Raw genomic sequence first — 21,914 nt, forward strand, 5'->3', positions numbered from 1 at the left:
GCCCAAACAACGGCAGAGCTATAGCGCCACTGCGCATTTTTGCGACTAATTATTGCGACTAATTGTTGCGACTAATTGTTGCGACTAAGGGCTGGCTTGTGTCACCACCGCTTGCTGCTGAATCCTCTTCATCCTCTTCTTTTTTATTTTTACAACGTATCTTCTTAGGCTTCTGCGGCCATCACGACCACCGGTTTACCGACACCAACGGTGGCCAGCCAGGATAACAAAGCAGACTGCGGCATGGGTTTGGCATAGTAAAAGCCCTGATGATGATTCACGCCCCGCTGGAGCAGGCTATCCGCCTGCTGGGCAGTTTCGACCCCCTCGGCAATCACCACCATCCCTAAGCCGTCCGCGAGGCCAATCATCGAATCGAGCAAGGCCACGGCATTGCCTTCCGGCAGCAGCTCTTTGATAAACACCTTGTCAATTTTCACCACATCAAACGGAAACCGGCGCAGCAAATCCAGCCCCGAATATCCGGTGCCGAAATCATCGACGGCGATCCGGAACCCGTGCCGTTGCAATAGATGAAGCTGGGTAATCGCCTGATCCATCTCCTGATCGGAAAACGCCAGATCTTCGGTCACTTCCAGCAACAAATGGCGGATCAGGTGCTGGCTACGCCCACAACGACGACAAACCCGCTCAGCAAAATGCGCATCGAGCAAGAGCTGGCGGCTCACATTAATCGCCAGATAGCGCGACTTCATCAAGCCCGGATTTGTCTCAATAAACCCGATAGCGGTGTCGATCACGAAATCAGTCAGGGCGCCAATCTTACCCAGTTGCTCGGCGAGCGGAATAAAAATCATCGGCGAGATAATCCCATGCACCGGATGGTGCCAGCGCAACAGGAGCTCGAACCCCAGCGGACCGCCGAGATCCGTATCCATGATCGGCTGGAAGAAGACTTCCAGCTCCTTGTTTTTCAGCGCCCACTCAAAGGTTGCCGGTAATGACTGCCGGGCAACCCGGCGACGGCTGATATACGCATAAATGGCACTGAACAGGCTACCCAGCACCAGCGAGATCCAGCACTGCTCCAGCATATAAGCGCGCTGAAATGCCAGTGTCACCAGAAACTGCAACTCGACCGGGTTTTGTGTGGAATGAAAGCTCAGAGTATCCGGATCCATCTCGCCCGCTTCCAGCGGCGCATTCACCACGCCCGCGAGGGCGTTGCCGGCCACTTTAACGGCAAACGGCAGCTCCGGGAACGGGAAGCCCTTGCCAACCAGCTCATTAAGGACATCCGGTGGGATCAACGCATTGGCCCCCATTCCATGGGGACCTTGCAGGTAAACAAAAAGCGAATGGGTTCGCCCGGTTTTGGCCCGCACCAGCGCCAGAGTCCGGCCATCTGCTGCCTGATGCCATCGGCTGAGGGTCTCGGCATAGATTTGAATCGAGGTCGGCCCGAGGTTACTGGTACAGAACACCTCTCCTTTCGGGCGGATCAGGCCAATTTCTTTGACGCGGTAGGAACGAAAAACCGTTTCTCTGAGCTGTGCCACTTCAGATGTCGAGCAGGTTTTGGGTTGGCTGACCAGCGGTACCAGGCTATTGGCTGTTTGATCAACAAATTGATCGATTCGGGCCAGTGCTGACACGCCCAGGCTGGTCAAATCAGAATGAAGCTTCCAGAAATAAAAAGGCACGCTGACCAGAAACGTCAGCAAATAAATCACGGCAATATCACGCAGCAATATCCGGTTCAAACCAGCGCGTTTTCCATGATCCTGCGGTTTTGTTCCCATACGAAACCGATATCTCATCATCAGTTAAACAATTATTGAAATCTTGCAGCAACGCTGAAAGAAACTTGGAAGCCGTATCAAATTTTAAAGTCGTGATGATGTTACCCAGATTCATAATAAATAAAAAGAAACCCATGAAAATAACATCACAAAATCAAGGGAATTTTTCGGTTGCACGAAATGTTTCACACAAATTTGTTTAATACGCCAGTAGTTGCAAATAAAAGCCGGTACTGTCGCATCAGCCCAACGGGCCTCGTGGGCACGAAAAAGCCGCCTGACGGCGGCCTCATTCAACCTATCGCGCGATAACTGCTTAGGGTTTACTCTGCGTAAACCGCCTGCACCGGAAGCTGAAGCTGCTCTGCACAGGTCAGAAACTCATACTGGCCAATCACCGGTTGCGTGTCCAGATAACGCCGCAGCATATCCAGCATCACTGTGGCGACAATCGTGTGCTGTGCCTGATCGCTATACTCCCGTCGGGTCGCAACCCACTGGGCCCAGCAACCGGTCGGGGTCACCAAGCCGACCTGGAAACCACGCTCGCTCCACGCCCCCGAGATCAGCGCCAGTGCCGCGCCGGACTGCGCCCACTCTTCCGTCGCATAAGCCATCATTGCAGCCAGTGAGCGTTCCTGCTCTCCGGGATCCGCCGCCTGGGTTTGGCCAATCCGCAACGCCTGACGACAAAGGGGATCACTGTGTAGCCAATTCGTCAGCCAGCCGCCGGAAGATCGCTCAATCACCATTAAATCCAGGGCTAAAGATTGCAGCTGCTGGCCTACGTGCGTGACCAATGGCTGATCCACACTCACCACGTTGTCACCCAGACACGCCACCAGTTGCTGCTGAATATTCCGTGCCTGAGCGTCATGACGGGGAGCGAACAGCTTCACCTCAATAAATGGCAGAGAAGAGCGATAACCGAGCTGGTAGCCCGCCGGTAATTGAATCGCAGCCAGTGTCTGGCCAATCCCGGATTCAGACAGGCCGAAGGTATAAAAACGATGACAATCTAATGCCGCACCCTCCCCAAAACGCTGTTTCAGCCGGGGTAGGATCTCATGCTCTACCATACGTTTGAATTCGCTCGGGACACCGGGGGTGAAGTACAGCCAGGCCCGGTTCAGCTTCATCGCAAACCCGCAGGCTGTTCCGATCGGATTATCCAGCAGCTCCGCCCCTTCCGGCAGCATGGCCTGCTTCAGATTGGTGGACGGCATCTCCCGCCCCATCGCCTGGTATTTGGCTTCCATCTGCGCCACCCAGTGGTCCGATTGCTCCAACCCGCTGTCCGCTGCAATGGCCGCGGCCTGCGCCGTTAAATCATCAGTGGTCGGGCCCAGCCCGCCGTTCACCACCACGATATCAGCCGTCAGGCTGCAGTGCTCGATCTCCGCAGCCAGATCAGCCAGCTGATCTCCGACGGTTGTCCGACGGGACAAAGGGAAACCGTGTTGAAAAAACAGCCGCGACAACCACGCTGCATTGGTATCGACAATATCGCCATGCAACACTTCTTCACCAGTACTGATCATTGCTACCCGCACACGCTCTTCCTCATCATGATTGTTATCGAACTGTTATACACCTTACACCAGTTTCGGCTGTAAATGACATAAGTATGAATCCGGTTGAGCAGAGAAAGTACAATTGCAGCTCACCCTGCCAGACAGAAACGGTCCGCTTCTCAGAGAAACAATCACCGCAAATCGTAATCATAAGTTTACATGCTGTATCTTTGAGGTTGACAGAGGAGACATCCATCTTTAAGGTAGCAATCCAGAGATTAAGGTGTGACACCTAATCAAACCAGATTTTATCACTAAAGAAATACGGACATCGCATGAATAAGCACCACCGCAATACCTTCTATCGATAGCCACAATGGCTCGATCGGGTGTAAAGAAAAGTTACCATTTATGCCCTATTCATCTTCATCGTGCGATTGTGGCCGCCCCCCCCTTGAGGCAAAAGTTGGAGACCCAACTAAACTCAGTCCTCAACCCAAAAACCGGGAGAGTACAACCACAGGCAGTTTGCACGCTATCTCCCTCATAAAACAAAAGAAAATAACCGGGAGCTTCAACCCAATGTCTATGAACAAAACCTTCGGCAGTACCCTGATCATCGCCGGGACCACCATCGGTGCCGGCATGCTGGCACTTCCCCTGGCCTCAGCCGGACTCGGCTTTGCCACCGCAACCCTCACCATGCTCGGGATCTGGGCGCTAATGATTTACACCGCACTGTTAATGCTGGAAGTCCATCAGCATGAGGATCATGATGCCACCTTACACACCCTGGCGCTGAAGCTGCTGGGCCGTAAAGGTCAGATTGTTGCCAGTTTTGCCGTGATGTTTCTGTTCTACTCTCTGTGCGCGGCCTACATTGCCGGGGGCGGTGCCCAACTCAATGACAAGCTGAACAACTGGATGGGGCTGGAGATCAGTGCGCAGGCCAGCACGGTGATGTTTACGGTGATTTTCGGCGCGATTGTCTGCGTCGGCACCCACTCGGTGGATCTCGTCAACCGTGCCCTGTTCACTCTGAAGCTGGTTGCCCTGGCGACCATGCTGGTCTTGCTGGCGCCGCACGTTCAGAGCGTCCACCTGGTTGAAATGCCGGTCCAAAAAGGACTGCTGCTGTCTGCCCTGCCGGTGATTTTCACTTCGTTCGGGTTTCACGGCAGCATTCCGTCGATTGTTCGCTACGTGGGTCTGGACATGAAGTCCCTGCGTAAAATCATGATCCTCGGTTCGGCGACACCGCTGGTGATCTACGTCCTGTGGCAAGTGGCCAGCCAGGGCGTGCTGAGCCAGCCGGACCTCATGGCCAGTACCACGCTGGGTGCCTTTATTGCGACCCTGAGTGAGCTGCTGCACAACCCGACCGTCAGCCAATCCGTCTCTATTTTTGCCGACCTGGCCCTGGCTACGTCCTTCCTCGGTGTGAGCCTGGGTCTGTTCGACTTCATGGCAGACAGCTTAAACCGCGGTACCACTGGATCCGGTCGACTACAGACCGCCCTGATCACCTTTGTCCCACCGCTGTGCTTTGCCCTGTTCTACCCGCAAGGCTTCATCACGGCGCTTGGCTTCGCGGCCATTGCTCTGGTGATCCTGGCGATTTTCCTGCCGGTTGCGATGGTGAAAGCCCAACGCCGCCAGCGTCCGCTACAGGACGACAGCTACCAGGTCCGTGGCGGCTCAGTGGCCCTGCTGGCGGCAACAGGTGCCGGGATCCTGATCATTTCCGCACAGTTTCTACAAATGGCCGGGGTGATCCCTGCGGTGGGATAACTGCGACCTTGCAAAGGTTTGATCCAAAGGCTTGCTGTGCAAGCCTTTTTTCTTGGGTGGGTTTTTCCCTTGTTTTCACTGATACTTAAGGGCACTGACTGATCAACCCCTCAGGTAGGAGCCCCGATTGCGACTCAGCCGGATCCTTTACCCGATATGTCTGTCGCTGAGCACGTTTCTCAGTTTCTCCGCCTCGCCCGCCGACGGGCCCGCATCCGTCCCGCCGACACCCGATCTGTTTCTGTACCACCTCTCCGCTTCCCCGCCCGTGACTGTTCCCGCGCCATCCGATGATGCCCCCGCAACATTGCCACGATACAGGGTATCGGCCGAGGAGAAAGACTGGCCGTACCTCAAAACCCAGTCCTATACCATTCTGGGCCTGAGCGTCGCGACCGCAGGCCTGATGACCCTGCTTCCGGAGAGTATTACCCACTGGGGAACGCAAGAGCGCAGCCCCGATAGTGTGGCGCAAAAATGGCTCGATAATGTCACCTCTGGGCCGGTGTGGGATGAGGACGACCACTTTCTGAACTACGTCACGCACCCTTACTTCGGCGGCGTTTACTACACGACGGCCCGTCATGCCGGTTTCGATATCTGGGAGTCATTTCTCTATTCTGCGGCCCTGTCGACGTTTTATTGGGAATACGGTATTGAGGCCATTGCCGAGCGACCCTCGATTCAGGATTTAATTGTCACGCCCGTCTTCGGCGCTGCGGTGGGAGAATGGATGCTCCAGACGGAGACAGAGATTGTGGCAAACGGCGGTCGCGTGATGCATTCGGCGTTTTGGGGTGACGTCAGTTTATTCTTACTCAACCCGGTCGGACACATTCATCATTGGGTCAGTAACTGGTGGGATCAGGGGGTACACCTGCAGCTCACCACGACCCCATGGCGCGTGATGCCCTCACCCCAGTTGCACAATCCGGTGCAACCGAGCCCATACGCCGACCCATTTATTGGCCTGCGCCTGTCCGTCGAGTATTAACGAAAAAATCATTATACTTTTTTCATCTATGCTTCAATGGTTTAATTTACCAACCTTCCTGTTCATGAATGCATATCACGCTTTTTTCTTCTCTGCGTACTGAGCGCGACCATTTTCATATAACCTGTTGTTACTATATATATCATTAACATCCAGCCTTGGTCATGAACCATACTTTTTCGCTTTTTGAGCGCCTTCAGTCACCCGTTTGGGTGTTCGATATCCAGCAACAGAAAATTCTGTGGGCCAATCCAGCCTCACTCCCGCTTTGGGAAGCGGGATCCCTCGACGAGCTGACCGCCCGGGATCTGGGGCTCGATATGACCCAGGCCGTCCGTGCGCAGCTGGAAGTCTACCAGCAACGTTTTGCTGCCGGGGAAGCCATCAAAACCTGGTGGTCTTTCACGCCCAAAGGCCAGCAGAAAAAAGCCCTGTGCCATTTCTCCGGCATCCCGCTGCCGGACGGCAGGCTGGCCATGCTGGTTGAAGTGATCGATGAAGAATCCACCCTCAGACGGGAGCTGGCCTTTTCCGGCTGCACCAACCTGGCCCTTTTGTTCTCTGCTGACGGTACGCTTCTCAGCGCCAACACCGCCTTTGAGCAAGCTTTTGGCAGCCAGTTATCCTGCCTGGCGAATTTTCTCGGCGACACCGATCTGGCTGAGCGCTGGTTAGCAGAAGCCCGTGAGCAGCAAACACTACAGCTGAAGAAGTTATGCTGGACCGGACGTAGCCACTGCTGGTTTCGGATTCAAGGCCAATGGCTGCAGGATAAACACCAACTGCTGCTCAGCCTGATTAACATCAACCAGGAAAAAGAGCAGCTCAGCAAGGCTCGCTATAACGCCGAACATGACTTCATGACCGGCCTGCTCAACCGCCGTGGCCTGACGAAAGCGATTACCGAATACCAACACGCCTGTCAGCCGTATAGCCTGTTTTTCCTGGATTTGGACGGCTTTAAACTGGTGAACGACACCTATGGCCACGCAATCGGAGACAAATTGCTGCGCGCCGTTGCCATCCGGATCTTAGATTGCGTCAAAAACAAGGGATTACTGGCACGATTTGGGGGAGACGAATTTATCATTCAGGTGGAGCACCGCAATATCGACTCGCCCGCCCGGTTCGCCAAGTCAATCATCGCCGCGCTGAACAAGCCGTTCCACATCAAGGAAGTTGGCGATCTCTCGGTCGGGTGCAGCATCGGGATCGCCAGTTTCCCTGAGGATTCACAAGAGATTGATACCCTGATCATCCAGGCCGATATGGCAATGCACCGGGCCAAGCTGCGTGGCCGCAACCGCAGCCATCACTTCTCGCCGGATATGGCTGATGCCCTGTATCGTAAAATGACCCTGCGCCATCATCTGACCCTGGCTCTGGAAACCAGCAATTTTGAACTCTACTATCAACCTATTGTGGATTTGGCCAACCACCAGTTGAGTGGATTTGAAGCGCTGATTCGTTGGTATGACGAGGAGTTGGGCCAGGTCTCCCCGGCCGAATTCATTCCCCTGGCCGAAGAAACCGGACAGATTGTCCCGCTCGGCCACTGGATCCTCAAAACGGCCTGCCAGCAACTGGCGGCCTGGTCTGAGAAATATCAGCGCCGGTTTGTTATCAGCGTCAACCTGTCCCGGGCACAGCTCCAGGCCAGCCTGGCACCGTCGATCGAAGCATTACTGCTCCAGTATGATATCCATCCCTCGCAACTGGCGCTGGAACTGACGGAATCCACCATGCTGCAGGACTACGACGAAGCCAAACAATGTCTGGATGCGCTGGCCGGGTTGGGACTCGAGCTGTATCTCGACGATTTCGGCACCGGGTATTCATCGCTGTCCCAGTTGCAGGATCTGCCGATCAGTACCGTCAAGCTGGATCAGAGCTTTGTTCAGGGGGAGCACAAAAGCAGCCAGGCGATCATTGAAGCGACCCGGGCGATCTGTGAAAAACTGGAGTTGAAGGTGGTCGCCGAAGGCGTCGAAACCCTCAAGCAATTACAGTACTTGCAGCAGTGTCAGTTCGATTACTGCCAGGGATATTACCTGGGCAGACCGATGCCGCCGGCCGAGCTTGAGGCCAGCGATTTCAAGTTGCTCAACAGCATCCCGGCCAGCCCCCGGTCCCCGGTGGATATGCTGGCCAGCTAGGCCCAGTACGGACTGACACCCTGCCAGATGGCGATGACACCGGAAACAGAACACAGCACCAGCAAGGCATAGCGCAGCCACTCAGCCCGGATCAGATGCTGGATCCGGTAGGCCAGCCAGGTTGCCAGGATTGGCGCCGGCAGGATCATCACGCCATATTGAAAATGCCACCAGCTGAAGTGGTTGGTGGCACTCAGGGCGATCAGCGACAGCACACAGCTAAAGGCAAAATAACCGGCCAGGTTCGCCCGCAGCTTCCCGGCTTCGGCATGTTGCAACACTAACGCCATCGGCGGGCCGCCGATGCTGGTGCTGGTTCCCATCAGCCCGGAAGCAAACCCGGCCCAGAAGAGAGCTTTACCGGTCGGCTTGATCCGCACTTTCATCAGGCTGATCACCACCGCCAGCAATACCCCAACGCCGAGTACCAACGCCAGTGATTCGGCACTGATATAGAGCAGCAGGAACCCGGCGGCAATGGTCCCGGGTACCCGACCGATAAACGCAGCCGACAGCCCCTTGAACGAGAGCATCCGGCGATATTGCCACATGTTGATCAGCGCCAGCACCAAACCGACCAGAGTAATCGTGCCCGGGACAAATCGCGGCTCGAAGAAATAGACAATCGGCGCGGCGACAATCGCCATCCCGAAGCCGACGGTACTTTGTACAAAGCAGCCCGCGGCCAATGCCAGGGCACAATAGACCAGGGTGCTGGTTTCCATCCTCAGTAATCCTTTCGTTCGGCGTGGATCAGAATATTGCGGGGGGTGACGGGTTTGTCACAAAACGTCCCGACCGTGACCTGATAGCCGGCCTCGGCCAAAAATTCGGCCCGATCTTCAATCAGCCACATTTCCAGCGGCCGACGGAACAGCTGGCGTACCAGCTCCATCCGCTCGACCCGGGCAAAACGTTGCTCGCCCAAGTGTAACCAGTGCTCAAAATCAATCGCAGCCGGGAGCTCAAGTTGCTTCTTTTCGGCCGCCCAACGGCAGAAGCTGGCAAAACCCTCGTTCAACTGGGCTTTTTGCACATTCGGTACCGGCAGATACGTATCACTGCCGCGCAGATGGCGTTGCAGGCTGTCGAATCCCAGCCGGAAACTCACCTCAGTCCGACGCTGACGGCGAACCCGCTGCCCGGCAGTGACCGTTTCCTGCAACGGCAACCGCAGGTCATGTTTGCTCAGCTGTAACTGACTTTCCCGGCCCGCCTGAGACAGCGGCTGGTAGTGACTATCGCGGATCAGGTGATAACAACACGGAGAAATGGTTACGGCTTTTCCTTGACGCGCGGCCACCTGCTGCAGCAGCGACACATGCAAGTCACCGCAGGCATGCAGCGCTACGGCATGTTGCTCGGCCACCACATGCGCCGCACTGGCCGGATCAAAGGCATCGGCATGAACGAACCGGATCGGCAATTGCAGCCGTCGTGCCGCCATCTCCCCGTCTTCGCATAAAGATTGCTGCCACTCCAGGCTGACCACCGGCATCTGATGACGGACCGCCAACACCCGCCCCAAGTGCCCTTTCCCGGCACACCACTCCAGCAAAGGCAGCTTCAGCATCGGAATGGCCTGGTTAAACGCAGTGATCTGTTGCCATTTTCGCCCCGGGATCCCGACCTCCAGCCCCTTGGGCCAGGCGGATTCTGGACCGCAGTCGGTCAGATCGACCAGAGATTCAAGCTGTGACAGGTGATACAACTCCGGCGCATCCGGCAGCCTGGGGGACAAGGCTTGCGCCAGCGATTCACCATTCTGCAGGTATTCGGCGATCGCCGCATCGCTCAGCCCGTCCAGCCATTCACACAGCGCTGGGTGGCTGTGTTGCCAAACCAGCTCGGGCGAAGCAAACGGCATGAACTGCCAGAACGCACGATTGTCTGTCAGCAGCTTGTCCAGACGACAAAACCGCGGCGAAATTCCTGTCATGGGTAGAACTCTCAGGGGGATAGTAGCAAGAACGGTATTTTATACCAGTGAAGCACTTCAACCTACTCCGTTCTGGCGCAGGCAAACAAAAAGGGCTGTCGTGTGACAGCCCTGGGTCAAGTTCGTCGATTTTTGCGGGGCGGCCCGTCAGCGGACCGGCAATGCCATGTTGGCAAACATGGCTTCAATTTCGGCATTGGTTTTCAGCGCCACGGCCTGATCTACCACATTGCGGGTCAGGTGCGGGGCAAAGCGCTCCATAAAATCGTACATGTAGCTGCGCAGGAAGGTACCTTTCTTAAAGCCAATCTTGGTCGTACTGGCTTCAAAGATATGGCTGGCATCAATCGCCACTAAATCACCATCCCTCTCCGGATCCATCGCCATGCTGGCAATCACCCCGACACCAATTCCCAGGCGGACATAGGTTTTGATCACATCAGCATCGGTTGCAGTAAAGACGATACGCGGCGTCAGGCCGGAGCGGTTAAACGCACTGTCGAGCTCGGAGCGGCCAGTAAAGCCGAAGACATAAGTCACCAGCGAATACGCAGCCAGATCATGAATGGTAATTTCAGACTTCTTGGCCAGCGGATGATCGGCTTTCACTACAATCGAGCGATTCCAGTGATAGCACGGCAGCATGATCATATCCTGATACAGATGCAGGGCTTCGGTGGCAATCGCAAAATCCGTGGTTCCTTTGGCCACGGCATCCGCAATCTGAGAGGGTGTCCCCTGATGCATATGCAGGGACACTTTCGGATACCGCGCGGTAAATCCCTGGATCACGGAAGGCAGCGCATAACGCGCCTGAGTATGCGTGGTCGCGATATTCAGCGTCCCCATCTCCGGATGGGTATGCTCGCCGGCCACGGCCTTAATGCTTTCAACCCGCGACAGGATATCCCGCGAGATGCGGACAATTTCTTCCCCGGCCGGCGTCACCTTGGTCAGGTGTTTGCCGCTGCGCTCGAAGATCTGGATACCCAGCTCGTCTTCCAGTAAACGAACCTGTTTACTGATCCCCGGCTGAGAGGTATAAAGGCTTTCTGCTGTCGAAGAAACGTTGAGGTTATGATTCACCACCTCAACAATATATCTTAACTGTTGTAATTTCATGGTACCGCCCAACTTATAGTCCGTTACATCATATCAGTGCAACCATGTATTTCATCATGTTATATATCGAATCCCGCCACTTTCCTAGCATTTCTTTGGCGAAACCGCCCGGACAAGCCCGCTTTTTGTTCAGAAAAATGGCGGCCGATTGTTGACCGAGGCAGAATGATACCTGAGATGTTCCCGCAAGTAAGCCAGCGCCATCAAAAGCTGCAGATAAACAGATAAAGCTAGCAAAAATCACCACTGCGCTATCCCGGGATTCACAGATAGTGTATCTTATGAAGCTCGTTCAAACGCACGGAAGACAGACGTATCTTATGAGTATCCCTTTAATGATTGGCCTGATTTCACTATTGCTGATCTTGGTTATTGGCTACAACGTGATCGTTCAATATCGCCAACGCCTTGAAAGTGCAAAGAATCAGGAACTGGCCAAATTCATTGCCACCATTGATGCGACGGAAGAACTGATTGGAAACGCCCATCATCTGCCTTACAGTAAAGAGCTTCTGGTGTGTCTGAACCAACGTGTTTTGCACTCTCTGGAAAGCATGAGTGAGACCGATCCGTCCGACAAAAGCCTGCCGCCGCGGATCCGTAATGTGAATGAACAAATTCGCCAGTTGCAGGAAAACTATTCTAACGCCGACATTACTCCGTTCAAGGTGCCAAGCACCGATAAACAGGCCATTGGGATGTTGCAGTTGGTGAAACGCCTGAAAACCGTGATCCGCAACGAACACAGTAAAGGCCGCTTCCCGACCCAGTCCTTTGTGACTGAGAATGCCCGCCTGGAAGGGATCCAGCTCCGGATCAACATTGAAAACGTCATCAAGCGTGCCAACGATGCCAAGGCCAAGCGCCAGTTAGGCACGGCCAAGCAGTTGCTGAAAAAAGGCATTGATGTACTGGCCAGCAAGAACGATGGTTATGCCAATCAGGCCCGGGAAAAGCTGCAGACCATGCTGCATGAAATTGATGACAGCCAGAATCAAAGCCATGAGCTTGAGCGTCAGCAAATCATCAAGCGCGAGCAAGATGATTTGGATGTGCTGTTCCAACCGAAGCGCAAATGGTAACCCGTAGCATGAACTGATAAAGAAGGCCGCCCTCGCGGCCTTTTTTGATCCCTCAGCCGCCGTTGTGCGCCGACTGAGACGCAACCGGCAGAACTTGCTATACTCCCCGCCTCATTTCCTATTCACTGAATATCTGACGCAACGCGAATGCCCATGAACGACACTCAGCGCATGATTGACGAGCTGTTATCGCCAATCAAACAATTCCTTCAGTGCGACACCCCCGACAGCTGGATCCAGGAAGCCCGGAAACCGGAGAACCTGACGGCCCTGCTGGTCGACCACTGCAATTGTGAACTGAAAGCCAGCCAAACGGCCATGTTCCTGATCCGCAAGTACGCCGTTGATGCCGACAGTGGCCAGGCGCTACTGGCCTGGGCCAAGCCTTATGAAGATTTCGTTTATGGCAAGCTGCGCGATACCCGCACGTTTCACGGTAAGAAAAACGGCCTGTCGGCGCCGCTGACGCCCCGCAGCGATTTTGCCCATGGTCAGGAGCTGATTGAGAAGATGGTTCGCCTGATCAAAGAAGAGTTCCATCACTTTGAGCAGGTGCTCGAGATTATGGAAAGCCGCGGGATCCCCTACAGCAGCCTGCGGGCTGGCCGCTACGCCCGGGGGCTGATGAAAGTCGTCCGCACCCACGAGCCGGGCACTCTGGTCGATAAACTGATTGTCGGCGCGTATATCGAAGCCCGCTCCTGTGAGCGATTTGCCAAGCTGGCGCCCTTTCTTGATGAAGAGCTGAAGAAGTTTTATATCTCGCTGCTGCGCTCCGAGGCGCGCCATTACCAGGACTACCTGACTCTGGCTGAAGCGATTGCCGGAGAAGACATCACGGCGCGGGTGAAAGCCATCGGTGCCCGGGAAGCCGAACTGATCACCCAGCCGGATAACACCTTCCGCTTCCACAGCGGTGTCCCGCTCGAAGGCTGCCAGGTAGCTTGAGCGATTCAGCTTAGCGGTGACATCATCACCCGATGTCACCCGAGTCTGATAAAGCCCAGATTGGACCGTGGTATTCAGCCGTAAAAAAACCGCCTTTCGGCGGTTTTTTTGATGTCGGATTAGTCTTCCGATTTTTCAGCTTTCGGCTTTTTACGCTTGTCGGTAATTTCCCATTTCCCGTCAATAAACAGCCCGGTCCAGCCGGAAGGCTTGCCGTCGATTTCCGAACGAATATAGTTTTCCTTCGTTTTGCGGCTAAAGCGCACCACGGTCGGACGACCATCCGGATCGGCCTGCGGCGCATCGGCCAGATAAGCAAACTTCGGCGTCAGACGCTCTTTAAACCGGGCCAACTCGGAGACCAGCGGCGCACGGGTTTCCCGGGATTTCGGGAACGTACTAGCGGCCATAAACAGACCGGAAGCACCGTCACGCAACACGAAGTACGCATCCGGATCCTGGCTGCACGGCAGTTCCGGGAAGTGCACCGGATCTTCTTTCGGCGGCGCAATTTCACCGTTTTTCAGAATCTTCCGCGTATTCTTACAGCCTTCGTTGGTACAGCCCATGTACTTACCGAACCGACCGTTCTTCAGTTCCATGTCCGAACCACATTTATCACACTCAATCACCGGGCCCTCATAGCCCTTGAGCTTGAACTCCCCTTTCTCGACGATATAACCGTCACAGAGCGGGTTGTTACCGCAGACATGCAGTTTGCGCTCCTGGTCGATCAGGTAGGCATCCATCGCCGTATCACACTTCGGACAACGCTTCTTGGCGCGCAGGGCTGCCGTTTCCACGTCTTCCTCAAGGACATTGACGATCCCTTCTTCATCGCCCAGGTTAATGGTGGTCTTACAACGCTCTTTCGGCGGCAGCGCGTAACCGGAACAACCGAGGAACACCCCGGTCGATGCCGTACGGATCCCCATCGGGCGACCACAAGTCGGACACGCGATATCGGTCAGCACGATCTTATTCGGCTTCATGCCGCCTTCTTCTTCATCGCACTCTGCTTTTTCCAGCTCGGCAGAGAAATCGCTGAAGAACTGATCCAGTACGCTCTTCCAGTTCACCTGGCCTTCGGCAATCTTGTCCAGGTTGTTTTCCATCCGGGCGGTAAAATCATAGTCCATCAGATCCGAGAAGCTCTCATCCAGACGGTCAGATACAATTTCACCCATTTTCTCGGCATAGAAACGACGCTGGTCAACCCGCACATAACCCCGATCCTGAATGGTCGAGATAATAGACGCATAAGTCGACGGGCGGCCAATGCCGCGCTTTTCCAACTCTTTGACCAGCGCCGCTTCGGTAAAGCGTGCCGGTGGCTTGGTAAAGTGCTGTTTCGGCTCCAGGCTCTCGAGCTTCAGCGTCTCACCGACATGCACCATCGGCAAGGTCGTATCTTCGTTCTTCCCGGACGGGCGCTGAACCAGAGTCCAACCGGCAAAACGCAGCGTGCGTCCCTTGGCTTTCAGCGTGAACTCGCCCGCTTCCACCGTAATGGTCGAGGAGTCATATTTTGCCGGGACCATCTGACAGGCCACAAACTGGCGCCAAATCAGGTCATACAGCTTGACGGCGTCCTGATCCATGCCTTCCAGGTGCTCCGCTTTCACTTCCACGTTGGAAGGACGGATCGCTTCGTGCGCTTCCTGAGCGTTGCCTTTGCTGCCGTACACATTCGGCTTAGCCGGCAAATAGTTCTCGCCGTACTCGCTGCCGATGTACTCGCGTGCAGATTCGACCGCTTCCTTGGACAGGTTCGTCGAGTCGGTACGCATATAGGTAATATAACCGGCTTCATACAGACGCTGGGCCAGGCCCATGGTCCGTTTTACCCCGTAGCCCAGGCGCGTACTGGCCGCCTGCTGCAGCGTCGAGGTAATGTAAGGTGCAGAAGGCTTACTGCTGGTCGGGCGGTCTTCACGTTCCACCACGGTGAATGCGGCCTGCTCCAGCAGCGACTTGGCTGCCATGGTATCGGCTTCATTTTCCGGACGGAATGTTTTCCCCGCCTGCTGCGCCACCATCAGGCGCAGGGCATCACTGCCCTGCGTGTGAGTGTTGGCGTGCATGTCCCAGTATTCTTCCGGAGTGAAGGCTTTGATTTCGCGCTCACGCTCAACAATCAGCTTCACGGCCACGGACTGAACGCGACCGGCGGACAAGCCACGGGCGACTTTCTTCCACAGCAGCGGCGAGACCATGAAGCCGACCACCCGGTCCAGAAAACGTCGGGCCTGCTGTGCATTCACGCCGTCGATATTGACTTCACCAGGCTGCTCAAACGCCTGCTGAATTGCATTTTTGGTGATCTCGTTAAAAACCACGCGCTTATAGCGTTCCTCATCGCCACCGATGAGCTCACGAAGGTGCCACGCAATTGCCTCTCCCTCGCGATCCAAATCGGTCGCGAGGTAGACATAGTCAGCATCCGCTGCCAGCTTCTGTAGTTCATGGACTACTTTTTCTTTCCCCGGCAGCACTTCATAGTGCGCTTCCCACTCCTGATAAGGGTTGACCCCCATCTTGTTAATCAGCGCCTTACGTTCTTTTTCTTTTTTGATGCGGGCTTTCTCTTCGGCGCTCAACCCTTTGGTAGAGATCGGGGCCGCTTTTTTACCCGTGCTTCGTGCACCCGTCGGCAAATCACGGACGTGACCCACGCTTGATTTAACAATGAAGTCCTTACCCAAGTACTTATTTATAGTTTTCGCCTTGGCTGGTGACTCCACGATAACGAGAGATTTACCCATAATGACTCAATTACGTCCTCGTGCTCGCAAAACTTTATAATTAAACAAATAGTTGCACGTAAATTTTACCCAGTGGCACGGCAACGCTAACTAACCAATCTGATTAAATAACTATTCCTAAACGGTCGTCACGCAAGACAAAACCAGCATTCAGGACAGATAGTTACTTAATGTGACTGGTATTTACATATTGGGCTACATTCCGGGAAGGTCAACTGCTTTTTGCCGAAAACGAATTGTTTGCTCGTCCCTTCCCCACTTGTTAAATACAGGTTAAACCCTTTATCCGACTGTATTTGTGGTCGTACAACGCCGCCTCATTTCCAGTTCCGCTTTCCGGAAAGGGGCGATGGGCGCTAATGATTACCACCTCGGCACTGCTTTGACTATTCAAACCCATGAATTTTTGTCTTGGCTCACAGAAATCGTGGATATTTTCACCAAACCCACACACTCTTTAACCAATTCTCTTAATTCCCTCTTTTATCTATGGATTTGAGTTCTGCGGCGAACTTCAATACACTGGCGCCATCGAGCCCGGGCGAACGGCCTGATGTTCAGTGCCGAGTTTCAATCGCCCAACATCAAGACCTGATGCAAGGTCTGGCCGCTACAAACAGAGGAACACCCATGAGCGAGAAAAAAGCCATTGCTGCCGCAGACTTACTGATGATCGCCAACCAACTGATCCAGGACCACGAGGCCTACCAGGAAGGCATGCGCGCTACATCGGTCGAAGAAAAAGACGAGGTCCTGATCTTCCGTGGCGAATATTTTCTGGATGGCCGCGGCCTGCCGACCGAAAAAACGACCGCCGTGTTCAATATGTTCAAATATCTGGCCCATCAGCTCTCGCCGGAATTTACCCTGGCCGACTAACCGGCCGCCGGGTCAACCATGCCAGTGCGTCAGAAAAATGACAGCCCCGCATGGCGGGGCTGTGATGCTTTCACCCGAAGGTAAAATAATAAGCTGCCAATGGCTCAGACAATCGGGCGCTGGCCACGGCTGATCCACTTCAGCAACAGGCTGTCTGCGGCTTCGCCGGTCGCACCGGCCAGTTTCTCAGCCAGCTTTTTCCGCTGAACATAACGTACGGCCAGCACTTCCCGGTCCTGACACGCAGCGGCGATCACATCGTCACTGGTGCCGATCTCATCCACCAGCCCCAACGCCAGGGCCTGCTTGCCAAACCAGTGTTCACCGGTTGCCACCGCACCCAGATCCAGGGCCGGGCGATGCTCGGCAATGAACTGCTTGAACAAATCGTGAGTTTCTTCGATCTCAGACTTAAACTTATCTCGCGCTTTATCTGTGTTTTCGCCGAACATCGTGAGCGTTCGTTTGAATTCACCCGCGGTGATTTGCTCAAATTCAATGTCGTGCTTTTTCAGTACTTTATTAAAGTTCGGCAGTTGGGCAATCACCCCGATGGAGCCCACCACGGCGAACGGGGCCGAGATGATTTTATCGGCAACGCACGCCATCATATAACCGCCGCTCGCCGCCACTTTATCAACGGCGATGGTCAGAGTGATCCCGGCTGATTTCAGGCGATCCAGCTGAGAAGAAGCCAGACCGTAACCGTGAACCATCCCGCCACCGGTTTCCAGACGCAGCAGCACCTCGTCGCCTTCCATTGCCACGGCCAGGATGGCGCTCACTTCTTCCCGGAGTGCCGACACTTCCCGGGCGTCGATACTGCCGTGGAAGTCGAGGACAAACAACCGCGGCTCACGAGCCTGTGACAGCTCCCCTTCCTTGGCCGCTTTTTTGATTTCGCTCTGACGGGCCTTGTTCTTTTCTTTATCCGATTTTTTCGACGCTTTTTCCCGTGCTTTGAGCAACGGCTTGTCATACAGGTGGGCTTCCAGCTGGTGGACCGTGTTTTTATACTGCTCGGTCAAATCCGTCACTTCCAGCTCGCCTTTTTGTCCGCCCTGGCGGCCGCTCAGCCCTTTGACCAGTACCAAAATACTGACAATGGCGATCACAACCGTGGCAATCTTGGCCAGGAACAGCCCGTAATCAAACAAAAAATCCAATGTTGAGTCCTCATTTTTGGCATTTTCTTCATTGTAACCAAGTTGTCACCCATACCGCTATCGCAATACAATAGGAAAACGAAAAAACCAATAAGGAAGTTACACGTGGAATATCAAATTGCTGCCGATTCGCTTAAAGATCGCGTCATTCTGGTAACTGGTGCCGGTGAAGGTATCGGTCGTCAGGCTGCCATCAGCTACGCAGCTCACGGTGCAACTGTTATTTTGCTTGGCCGCACAGTGGCAAAGCTTGAAGCCGTATACGATGAAATTGAAGCGCTGGGATACCCGCAGCCCGCGATTATCCCATTGGATCTGATGGGAGCAACCAAGCAGAACTACCAGGATATGGCAGAGACCATTGAAGGCCAGTTCGGTCACCTCGATGGGGTCCTGCACAATGCCGGTCTGCTGGGCGTATTGAGCCCGTTCGATCAACTGGGTGAAGATACTTTTGACGACGTCATGCAGGTCAACGTCAAAGCTCAATTCCTGATGACTCAGGCATTGATGCCGCTGGTCAAGAAAGCCCAGGACGGCCGTATTCTCTTTACCTCGTCTTCCGTCGGCCATCAGGGCCGCGCATTCTGGGGCGCTTACGCCATCTCAAAATTTGCCACCGAAGGCATGATGCAGGTGCTGGCCGACGAGCTGAGCAACACCCATGTCCGGGTCAATGCCATTAATCCGGGCGGTACTCGAACCGGCATGCGGGCCAAAGCGTTCCCGGCTGAAGATGCTTCCCTGCTGAAAACCCCGGCAGATATTATGCCGCTCTATCTCTACCTGATGGGGCCGGAGAGCAAAGACGTGCACGGTCAGTGTATTGATGCTCAGCCAAAACGTCAGCCGGGACCGGCAAGTGCGGAAAGCTGATCTTCTGGCTTCTGGCTTGAGAGGTCGAGGGTAATCCCGCCTTCCTCTCAAACCGCAGCGACAAAAAAAGCAGCCATTGGCTGCTTTTTTAATTCGTATGGTCCCGGGAGAACCCCAGTTTTTTCGAAAGGATTACTTCCGTGAACGCGGCTTCGCCGGCTTGTTTTTCAGCGGATTGCGACGGTTCGCCGCATTTCCGGACGGCTTGCGGCGACGCTGCTGGGCATTGTCACTTTCCGTTTCCTGGTGACGGCTGGTCGTACGACGCTGATCTTTACGACCACGACGTCCCTGCGAATCATCGCTGACGCGCTCTTCATGACGACGCACCGCACGACGGATCTGACGCACGCCTTTCTTGCGCTTCTGGCCTTCCACGGTCAGCATGGTTTCTGACTCCGCTGGCAGGTCAACCATTTCACGCAGGTAGTTCACTTCCTTCAGTTCCAGTTCCATCCAACCGCCGCGCGGCAGATCTTTGGTCAGGAAAATGTCGCCGTAACGCACACGCTTCAGGCGGCTCACCGTCACCCCTTGTGAATCCCACAGACGGCGCACCTCACGGTTACGACCTTCGGTGATCACCACATAGAAGGTATGGTTCATGCCTTCGCCACCCGCGTAGACCACGTCTTCGAAACGGGCCTTGCCGTCTTCCAGCTCCACGCCACGCACCAGGTTACGGACCATCTCTTCCGTCACCTCGCCGAACACGCGAACCATGTATTCACGCTGCACGCTGCGGCTCGGGTGCATCAGGCGGTTCGCCAGCTCACCATCGGTGGTAAACAGCAGCAAACCTGCGGTGTTGGCATCCAGACGACCGACAGACACCCAGCGGCCTTCTGTCAGGCGCGGCAGGCGATCAAAGACCGTACGACGTCCTTCCGGATCGTGACGAGTACATAACTCACCTTCCGGCTTGTTATAGGCCAATACGCGACACACTTCGTCAGAAAGTGCCACCAAATCAACTTTATGGCCATCGATACGAACCAGGGCATTCAGATCTTCCAGGCGATCACCCAATTTGGCAACCTTCCCGTCGATACTCACACGCCCGTTCTGGATCATCAGTTCGATCTCGCGGCGGGAACCCTGGCCGGAACGGGCCAGCACTTTCTGTAATTTTTCACTCATCAGACAAACCTTTGTCGCCTTCACAGGCGTCGAAACATCATCAATACTTGCTTTAAGCAGGCTTAAAGCGACGGCGAATTATGCCAAAATCGCGCCGAAGTTACCACCGATAAACACCGTCATAACCACCGAAAGCCCCCTTTGTCGTAGGCAGCCCCACCAGGATAAGCAACCCGGCGATTATTGAGGTACGGCTCAGCTGCGCCGTTACAGAAACGGCGCCGGATCCCCGGCACCCTGCCGGGCGATTTCTACCGTGTCATTGCTGAAGTCAATCACGGTTGTCGGCTGCTCGCCGAGGAAACCGCCATCGATGATCAGATCCACCGCATGCTCCAGCTTATCGCGGATATCATCCGGGTCGGATTCTGCCACCGTATTGTTCGGCAGGATCAGCGACGTCGACATCATCGGCTCCCCCAACGCTTCAAGCAGGGCCAGGGCAATGGCATTGTCCGGCACCCGGATCCCGATGGTTTTCCGTTTCGGGTTCATCAGCCGGCGCGGAACTTCTTTGGTCCCTTTAAAGATAAACGTATAAGCGCCCGGCGTATTATTGCGCAGCAGGCGAAAAGCCGTGTTATCGACCCGGGCATACAACGACAGCTCCGATAAGTCCCGGCACAGCAAGGTAAAATTGTGCTTATCATCCAGGCGGCGGATGCGGCAGATCCGATCCAGCGCCTGTTTGTTTTCCAACTGGCATCCCAGCGCATAGCCGGAATCGGTCGGATAGACAATCACCCCACCGTTGCGAATGATCGCCACCGCCTGGGTGATCAGGCGGTTTTGCGGCGTTTCCGGGTGAACGTAAAAAAATTGACTCATTCTTCCTCCTCACTGGACTCCGCCGAGGGCGCAGTCGCTTCATCCACTTGCTTCTTCTCGACTTGCCAATCCTGCCAAACCTCCGTCACCCCTTTGGGCAACCAGAGATTACGGCCCAGCTCTGTCCATGGTGATGGATAATGAAAATCAGAGCCTTGCGAAGCAAGCAAATTATATTCAATGGCGTAATCGCCCAACAAACGGCGCTCCTGCGGTGCCTGTTGCGGCTGAGCCACTTCCATTGCATCCCCGTTGGCCTCAACAAACGAGGTCAGCAAACGCTTGAGCCATTTGCCGTTGAACTGATAACGCCCGGGATGGGCCAGCACTGCCTGCCCCCCGGCCGCATGGATCGCAGCCACAGCCTCGGCGATTGAACACCAGTTCGGCGGCACATACCCCGGGTTATTGCGGGTCAGGAACTTTTTAAACACCGCCTGCATATTCTTGGCATAACCTTGTTCCACCAGCCACTGGGCAAAGTGCGCCCGGGTCAGGGTAGCGCCGCCCGCCAGGGCTTTGGCACCGGCAAGTGCACCCGGCATCCGGTGTTTCGCCAGTCGCTCGGCTATCAGGGCGGCTCTAGCTTCCCGACGCTCTGCCTGCTCCGTAATCAAAGCAACCAGTGCCGGGTGTTCCGGGTCGATATTCAGGCCGACAATGTGAATATCAAAATTTCGCCAAAGTGTCGATATTTCAATCCCTTTGATGAGCGTCAGCGGTAGGTTTTCTGCGTCAATCGCCTGCTGCGCTGGCGCAAGCCCAGCGACGGTATCGTGATCCGTGATCGCCAGCACATTCACCCGATGCGCCACGGCGCGTTTCACCAACTCTTCCGGGGATAAGCGGCCATCCGACGCCGTCGTGTGGCTATGTAAATCAAATAACATAAATGAATTTCTTGACATTGAATTTATGAACTAGTTTACTAGTACGCAGTTACCCCGTATT

General features: G+C 54.9%; 18 protein-coding genes. 7 read left to right on the forward strand and 11 right to left on the reverse strand.

Translation table 11 applies throughout. From position 1 onward, the window contains the following. Positions 1-164 precede the first annotated feature (164 nt). Together VV869_RS00700 and VV869_RS00705 are read right to left on the reverse strand one after the other, a co-directional pair. Positions 165-1,763, reverse strand: coding sequence for an EAL domain-containing protein (locus VV869_RS00700; RefSeq protein ID WP_337733106.1), 1,599 nt, complete (start codon positions 1,761-1,763; stop codon positions 165-167). Between the two features lie 323 nt (positions 1,764-2,086). Next, the gene (locus VV869_RS00705) at positions 2,087-3,316 is read right to left on the reverse strand and encodes a CinA family nicotinamide mononucleotide deamidase-related protein (protein ID WP_337733107.1); all 1,230 of its coding nucleotides are present in this window, start codon (positions 3,314-3,316) and stop codon (positions 2,087-2,089) included. 543 nt (positions 3,317-3,859) lie between these two features. On the opposite strand from VV869_RS00705, the gene VV869_RS00710 reads away from it, so the two are divergent. From VV869_RS00710 to VV869_RS00720, 3 genes are all read left to right on the forward strand, one after another. Beyond that, positions 3,860-5,068, forward strand: coding sequence for an aromatic amino acid transport family protein (locus tag VV869_RS00710; protein WP_337733108.1), 1,209 nt, complete (start codon positions 3,860-3,862; stop codon positions 5,066-5,068). Between the two features lie 307 nt (positions 5,069-5,375). After that, entirely contained in the window at positions 5,376-6,062 is a 687-nt protein-coding gene (locus VV869_RS00715) for a DUF3943 domain-containing protein (RefSeq protein ID WP_443147279.1), read from the forward strand. 164 nt (positions 6,063-6,226) lie between these two features. Continuing rightward, positions 6,227-8,218: a putative bifunctional diguanylate cyclase/phosphodiesterase gene (locus tag VV869_RS00720; protein WP_337733109.1), complete on the forward strand. Its 1,992-nt coding sequence runs from the start codon at positions 6,227-6,229 to the stop codon at positions 8,216-8,218. Here VV869_RS00720 and VV869_RS00725 read toward each other — a convergent pair. The 4 genes from VV869_RS00725 to VV869_RS00740 all read right to left on the reverse strand — a co-directional run bounded on the left by VV869_RS00725 (position 8,215) and on the right by VV869_RS00740 (position 11,526). Beyond that, entirely contained in the window at positions 8,215-8,943 is a 729-nt protein-coding gene (locus VV869_RS00725; protein WP_337733110.1) for a sulfite exporter TauE/SafE family protein, read from the reverse strand. The genes VV869_RS00720 and VV869_RS00725 overlap by 4 nt on opposite strands. A gap of 2 nt (positions 8,944-8,945) precedes the next feature. Next, entirely contained in the window at positions 8,946-10,157 is a 1,212-nt protein-coding gene (locus tag VV869_RS00730; RefSeq protein ID WP_337733111.1) for a methyltransferase, read from the reverse strand. 147 nt (positions 10,158-10,304) lie between these two features. Further along, on the reverse strand, positions 10,305-11,279 hold the full coding sequence (gene cysB / locus VV869_RS00735) for an HTH-type transcriptional regulator CysB (RefSeq protein WP_337733112.1): 975 nt from the start codon (positions 11,277-11,279) through the stop codon (positions 10,305-10,307). 28 nt (positions 11,280-11,307) lie between these two features. After that, the gene (locus VV869_RS00740; protein ID WP_337733113.1) at positions 11,308-11,526 is read right to left on the reverse strand and encodes a hypothetical protein; all 219 of its coding nucleotides are present in this window, start codon (positions 11,524-11,526) and stop codon (positions 11,308-11,310) included. Positions 11,527-11,599: 73 nt separating this feature from the next. Here VV869_RS00740 and VV869_RS00745 point away from each other — a divergent pair, with 73 nt between their 5' ends. Both VV869_RS00745 and miaE read left to right on the forward strand, forming a co-directional pair. After that, positions 11,600-12,361, forward strand: a complete 762-nt coding sequence (locus tag VV869_RS00745) for a DNA repair protein (RefSeq protein ID WP_337733114.1) — start codon at positions 11,600-11,602, stop codon at positions 12,359-12,361. A gap of 153 nt (positions 12,362-12,514) precedes the next feature. Continuing rightward, the gene (miaE, locus tag VV869_RS00750) at positions 12,515-13,309 is read left to right on the forward strand and encodes a tRNA isopentenyl-2-thiomethyl-A-37 hydroxylase MiaE (protein WP_337733115.1); all 795 of its coding nucleotides are present in this window, start codon (positions 12,515-12,517) and stop codon (positions 13,307-13,309) included. 119 nt (positions 13,310-13,428) lie between these two features. Here the strand turns inward: miaE and topA are convergent, their stop codons facing one another. Then, positions 13,429-16,074: a type I DNA topoisomerase gene (topA, locus tag VV869_RS00755; protein ID WP_337733116.1), complete on the reverse strand. Its 2,646-nt coding sequence runs from the start codon at positions 16,072-16,074 to the stop codon at positions 13,429-13,431. A gap of 630 nt (positions 16,075-16,704) precedes the next feature. Between topA and VV869_RS00760 the strand changes: the two genes are divergently transcribed. Further along, a complete protein-coding gene (locus tag VV869_RS00760; protein WP_337733117.1) occupies positions 16,705-16,953 on the forward strand; it encodes a YciN family protein in 249 nt (82 codons plus the stop codon). Positions 16,954-17,057: 104 nt separating this feature from the next. Here VV869_RS00760 and sohB read toward each other — a convergent pair whose 3' ends face one another. Next, the gene (gene sohB, locus VV869_RS00765) at positions 17,058-18,119 is read right to left on the reverse strand and encodes a protease SohB (protein WP_337733118.1); all 1,062 of its coding nucleotides are present in this window, start codon (positions 18,117-18,119) and stop codon (positions 17,058-17,060) included. Between the two features lie 105 nt (positions 18,120-18,224). On the opposite strand from sohB, the gene VV869_RS00770 reads away from it, so the two are divergent. Beyond that, the gene (locus VV869_RS00770) at positions 18,225-18,995 is read left to right on the forward strand and encodes a YciK family oxidoreductase (RefSeq protein WP_337733119.1); all 771 of its coding nucleotides are present in this window, start codon (positions 18,225-18,227) and stop codon (positions 18,993-18,995) included. A gap of 132 nt (positions 18,996-19,127) precedes the next feature. Here the strand turns inward: VV869_RS00770 and rluB are convergent, their stop codons facing one another. From rluB to rnm, 3 genes are all read right to left on the reverse strand, one after another. Continuing rightward, a complete protein-coding gene (gene rluB / locus VV869_RS00775) occupies positions 19,128-20,135 on the reverse strand; it encodes a 23S rRNA pseudouridine(2605) synthase RluB (RefSeq protein WP_337733120.1) in 1,008 nt (335 codons plus the stop codon). A 207-nt stretch (positions 20,136-20,342) separates the two neighbouring features. Next, a complete protein-coding gene (locus tag VV869_RS00780) occupies positions 20,343-20,963 on the reverse strand; it encodes an L-threonylcarbamoyladenylate synthase (RefSeq protein WP_337733121.1) in 621 nt (206 codons plus the stop codon). Continuing rightward, on the reverse strand, positions 20,960-21,853 hold the full coding sequence (rnm, locus tag VV869_RS00785) for an RNase RNM (RefSeq protein ID WP_337733122.1): 894 nt from the start codon (positions 21,851-21,853) through the stop codon (positions 20,960-20,962). Before rnm ends, VV869_RS00780 begins: the two co-directional genes overlap by 4 nt. Positions 21,854-21,914 lie beyond the last annotated feature (61 nt).

The organism is Photobacterium sp. MCCC 1A19761 (genome assembly GCF_037389125.1).
Classification (GTDB): domain Bacteria; phylum Pseudomonadota; class Gammaproteobacteria; order Enterobacterales; family Vibrionaceae; genus Photobacterium.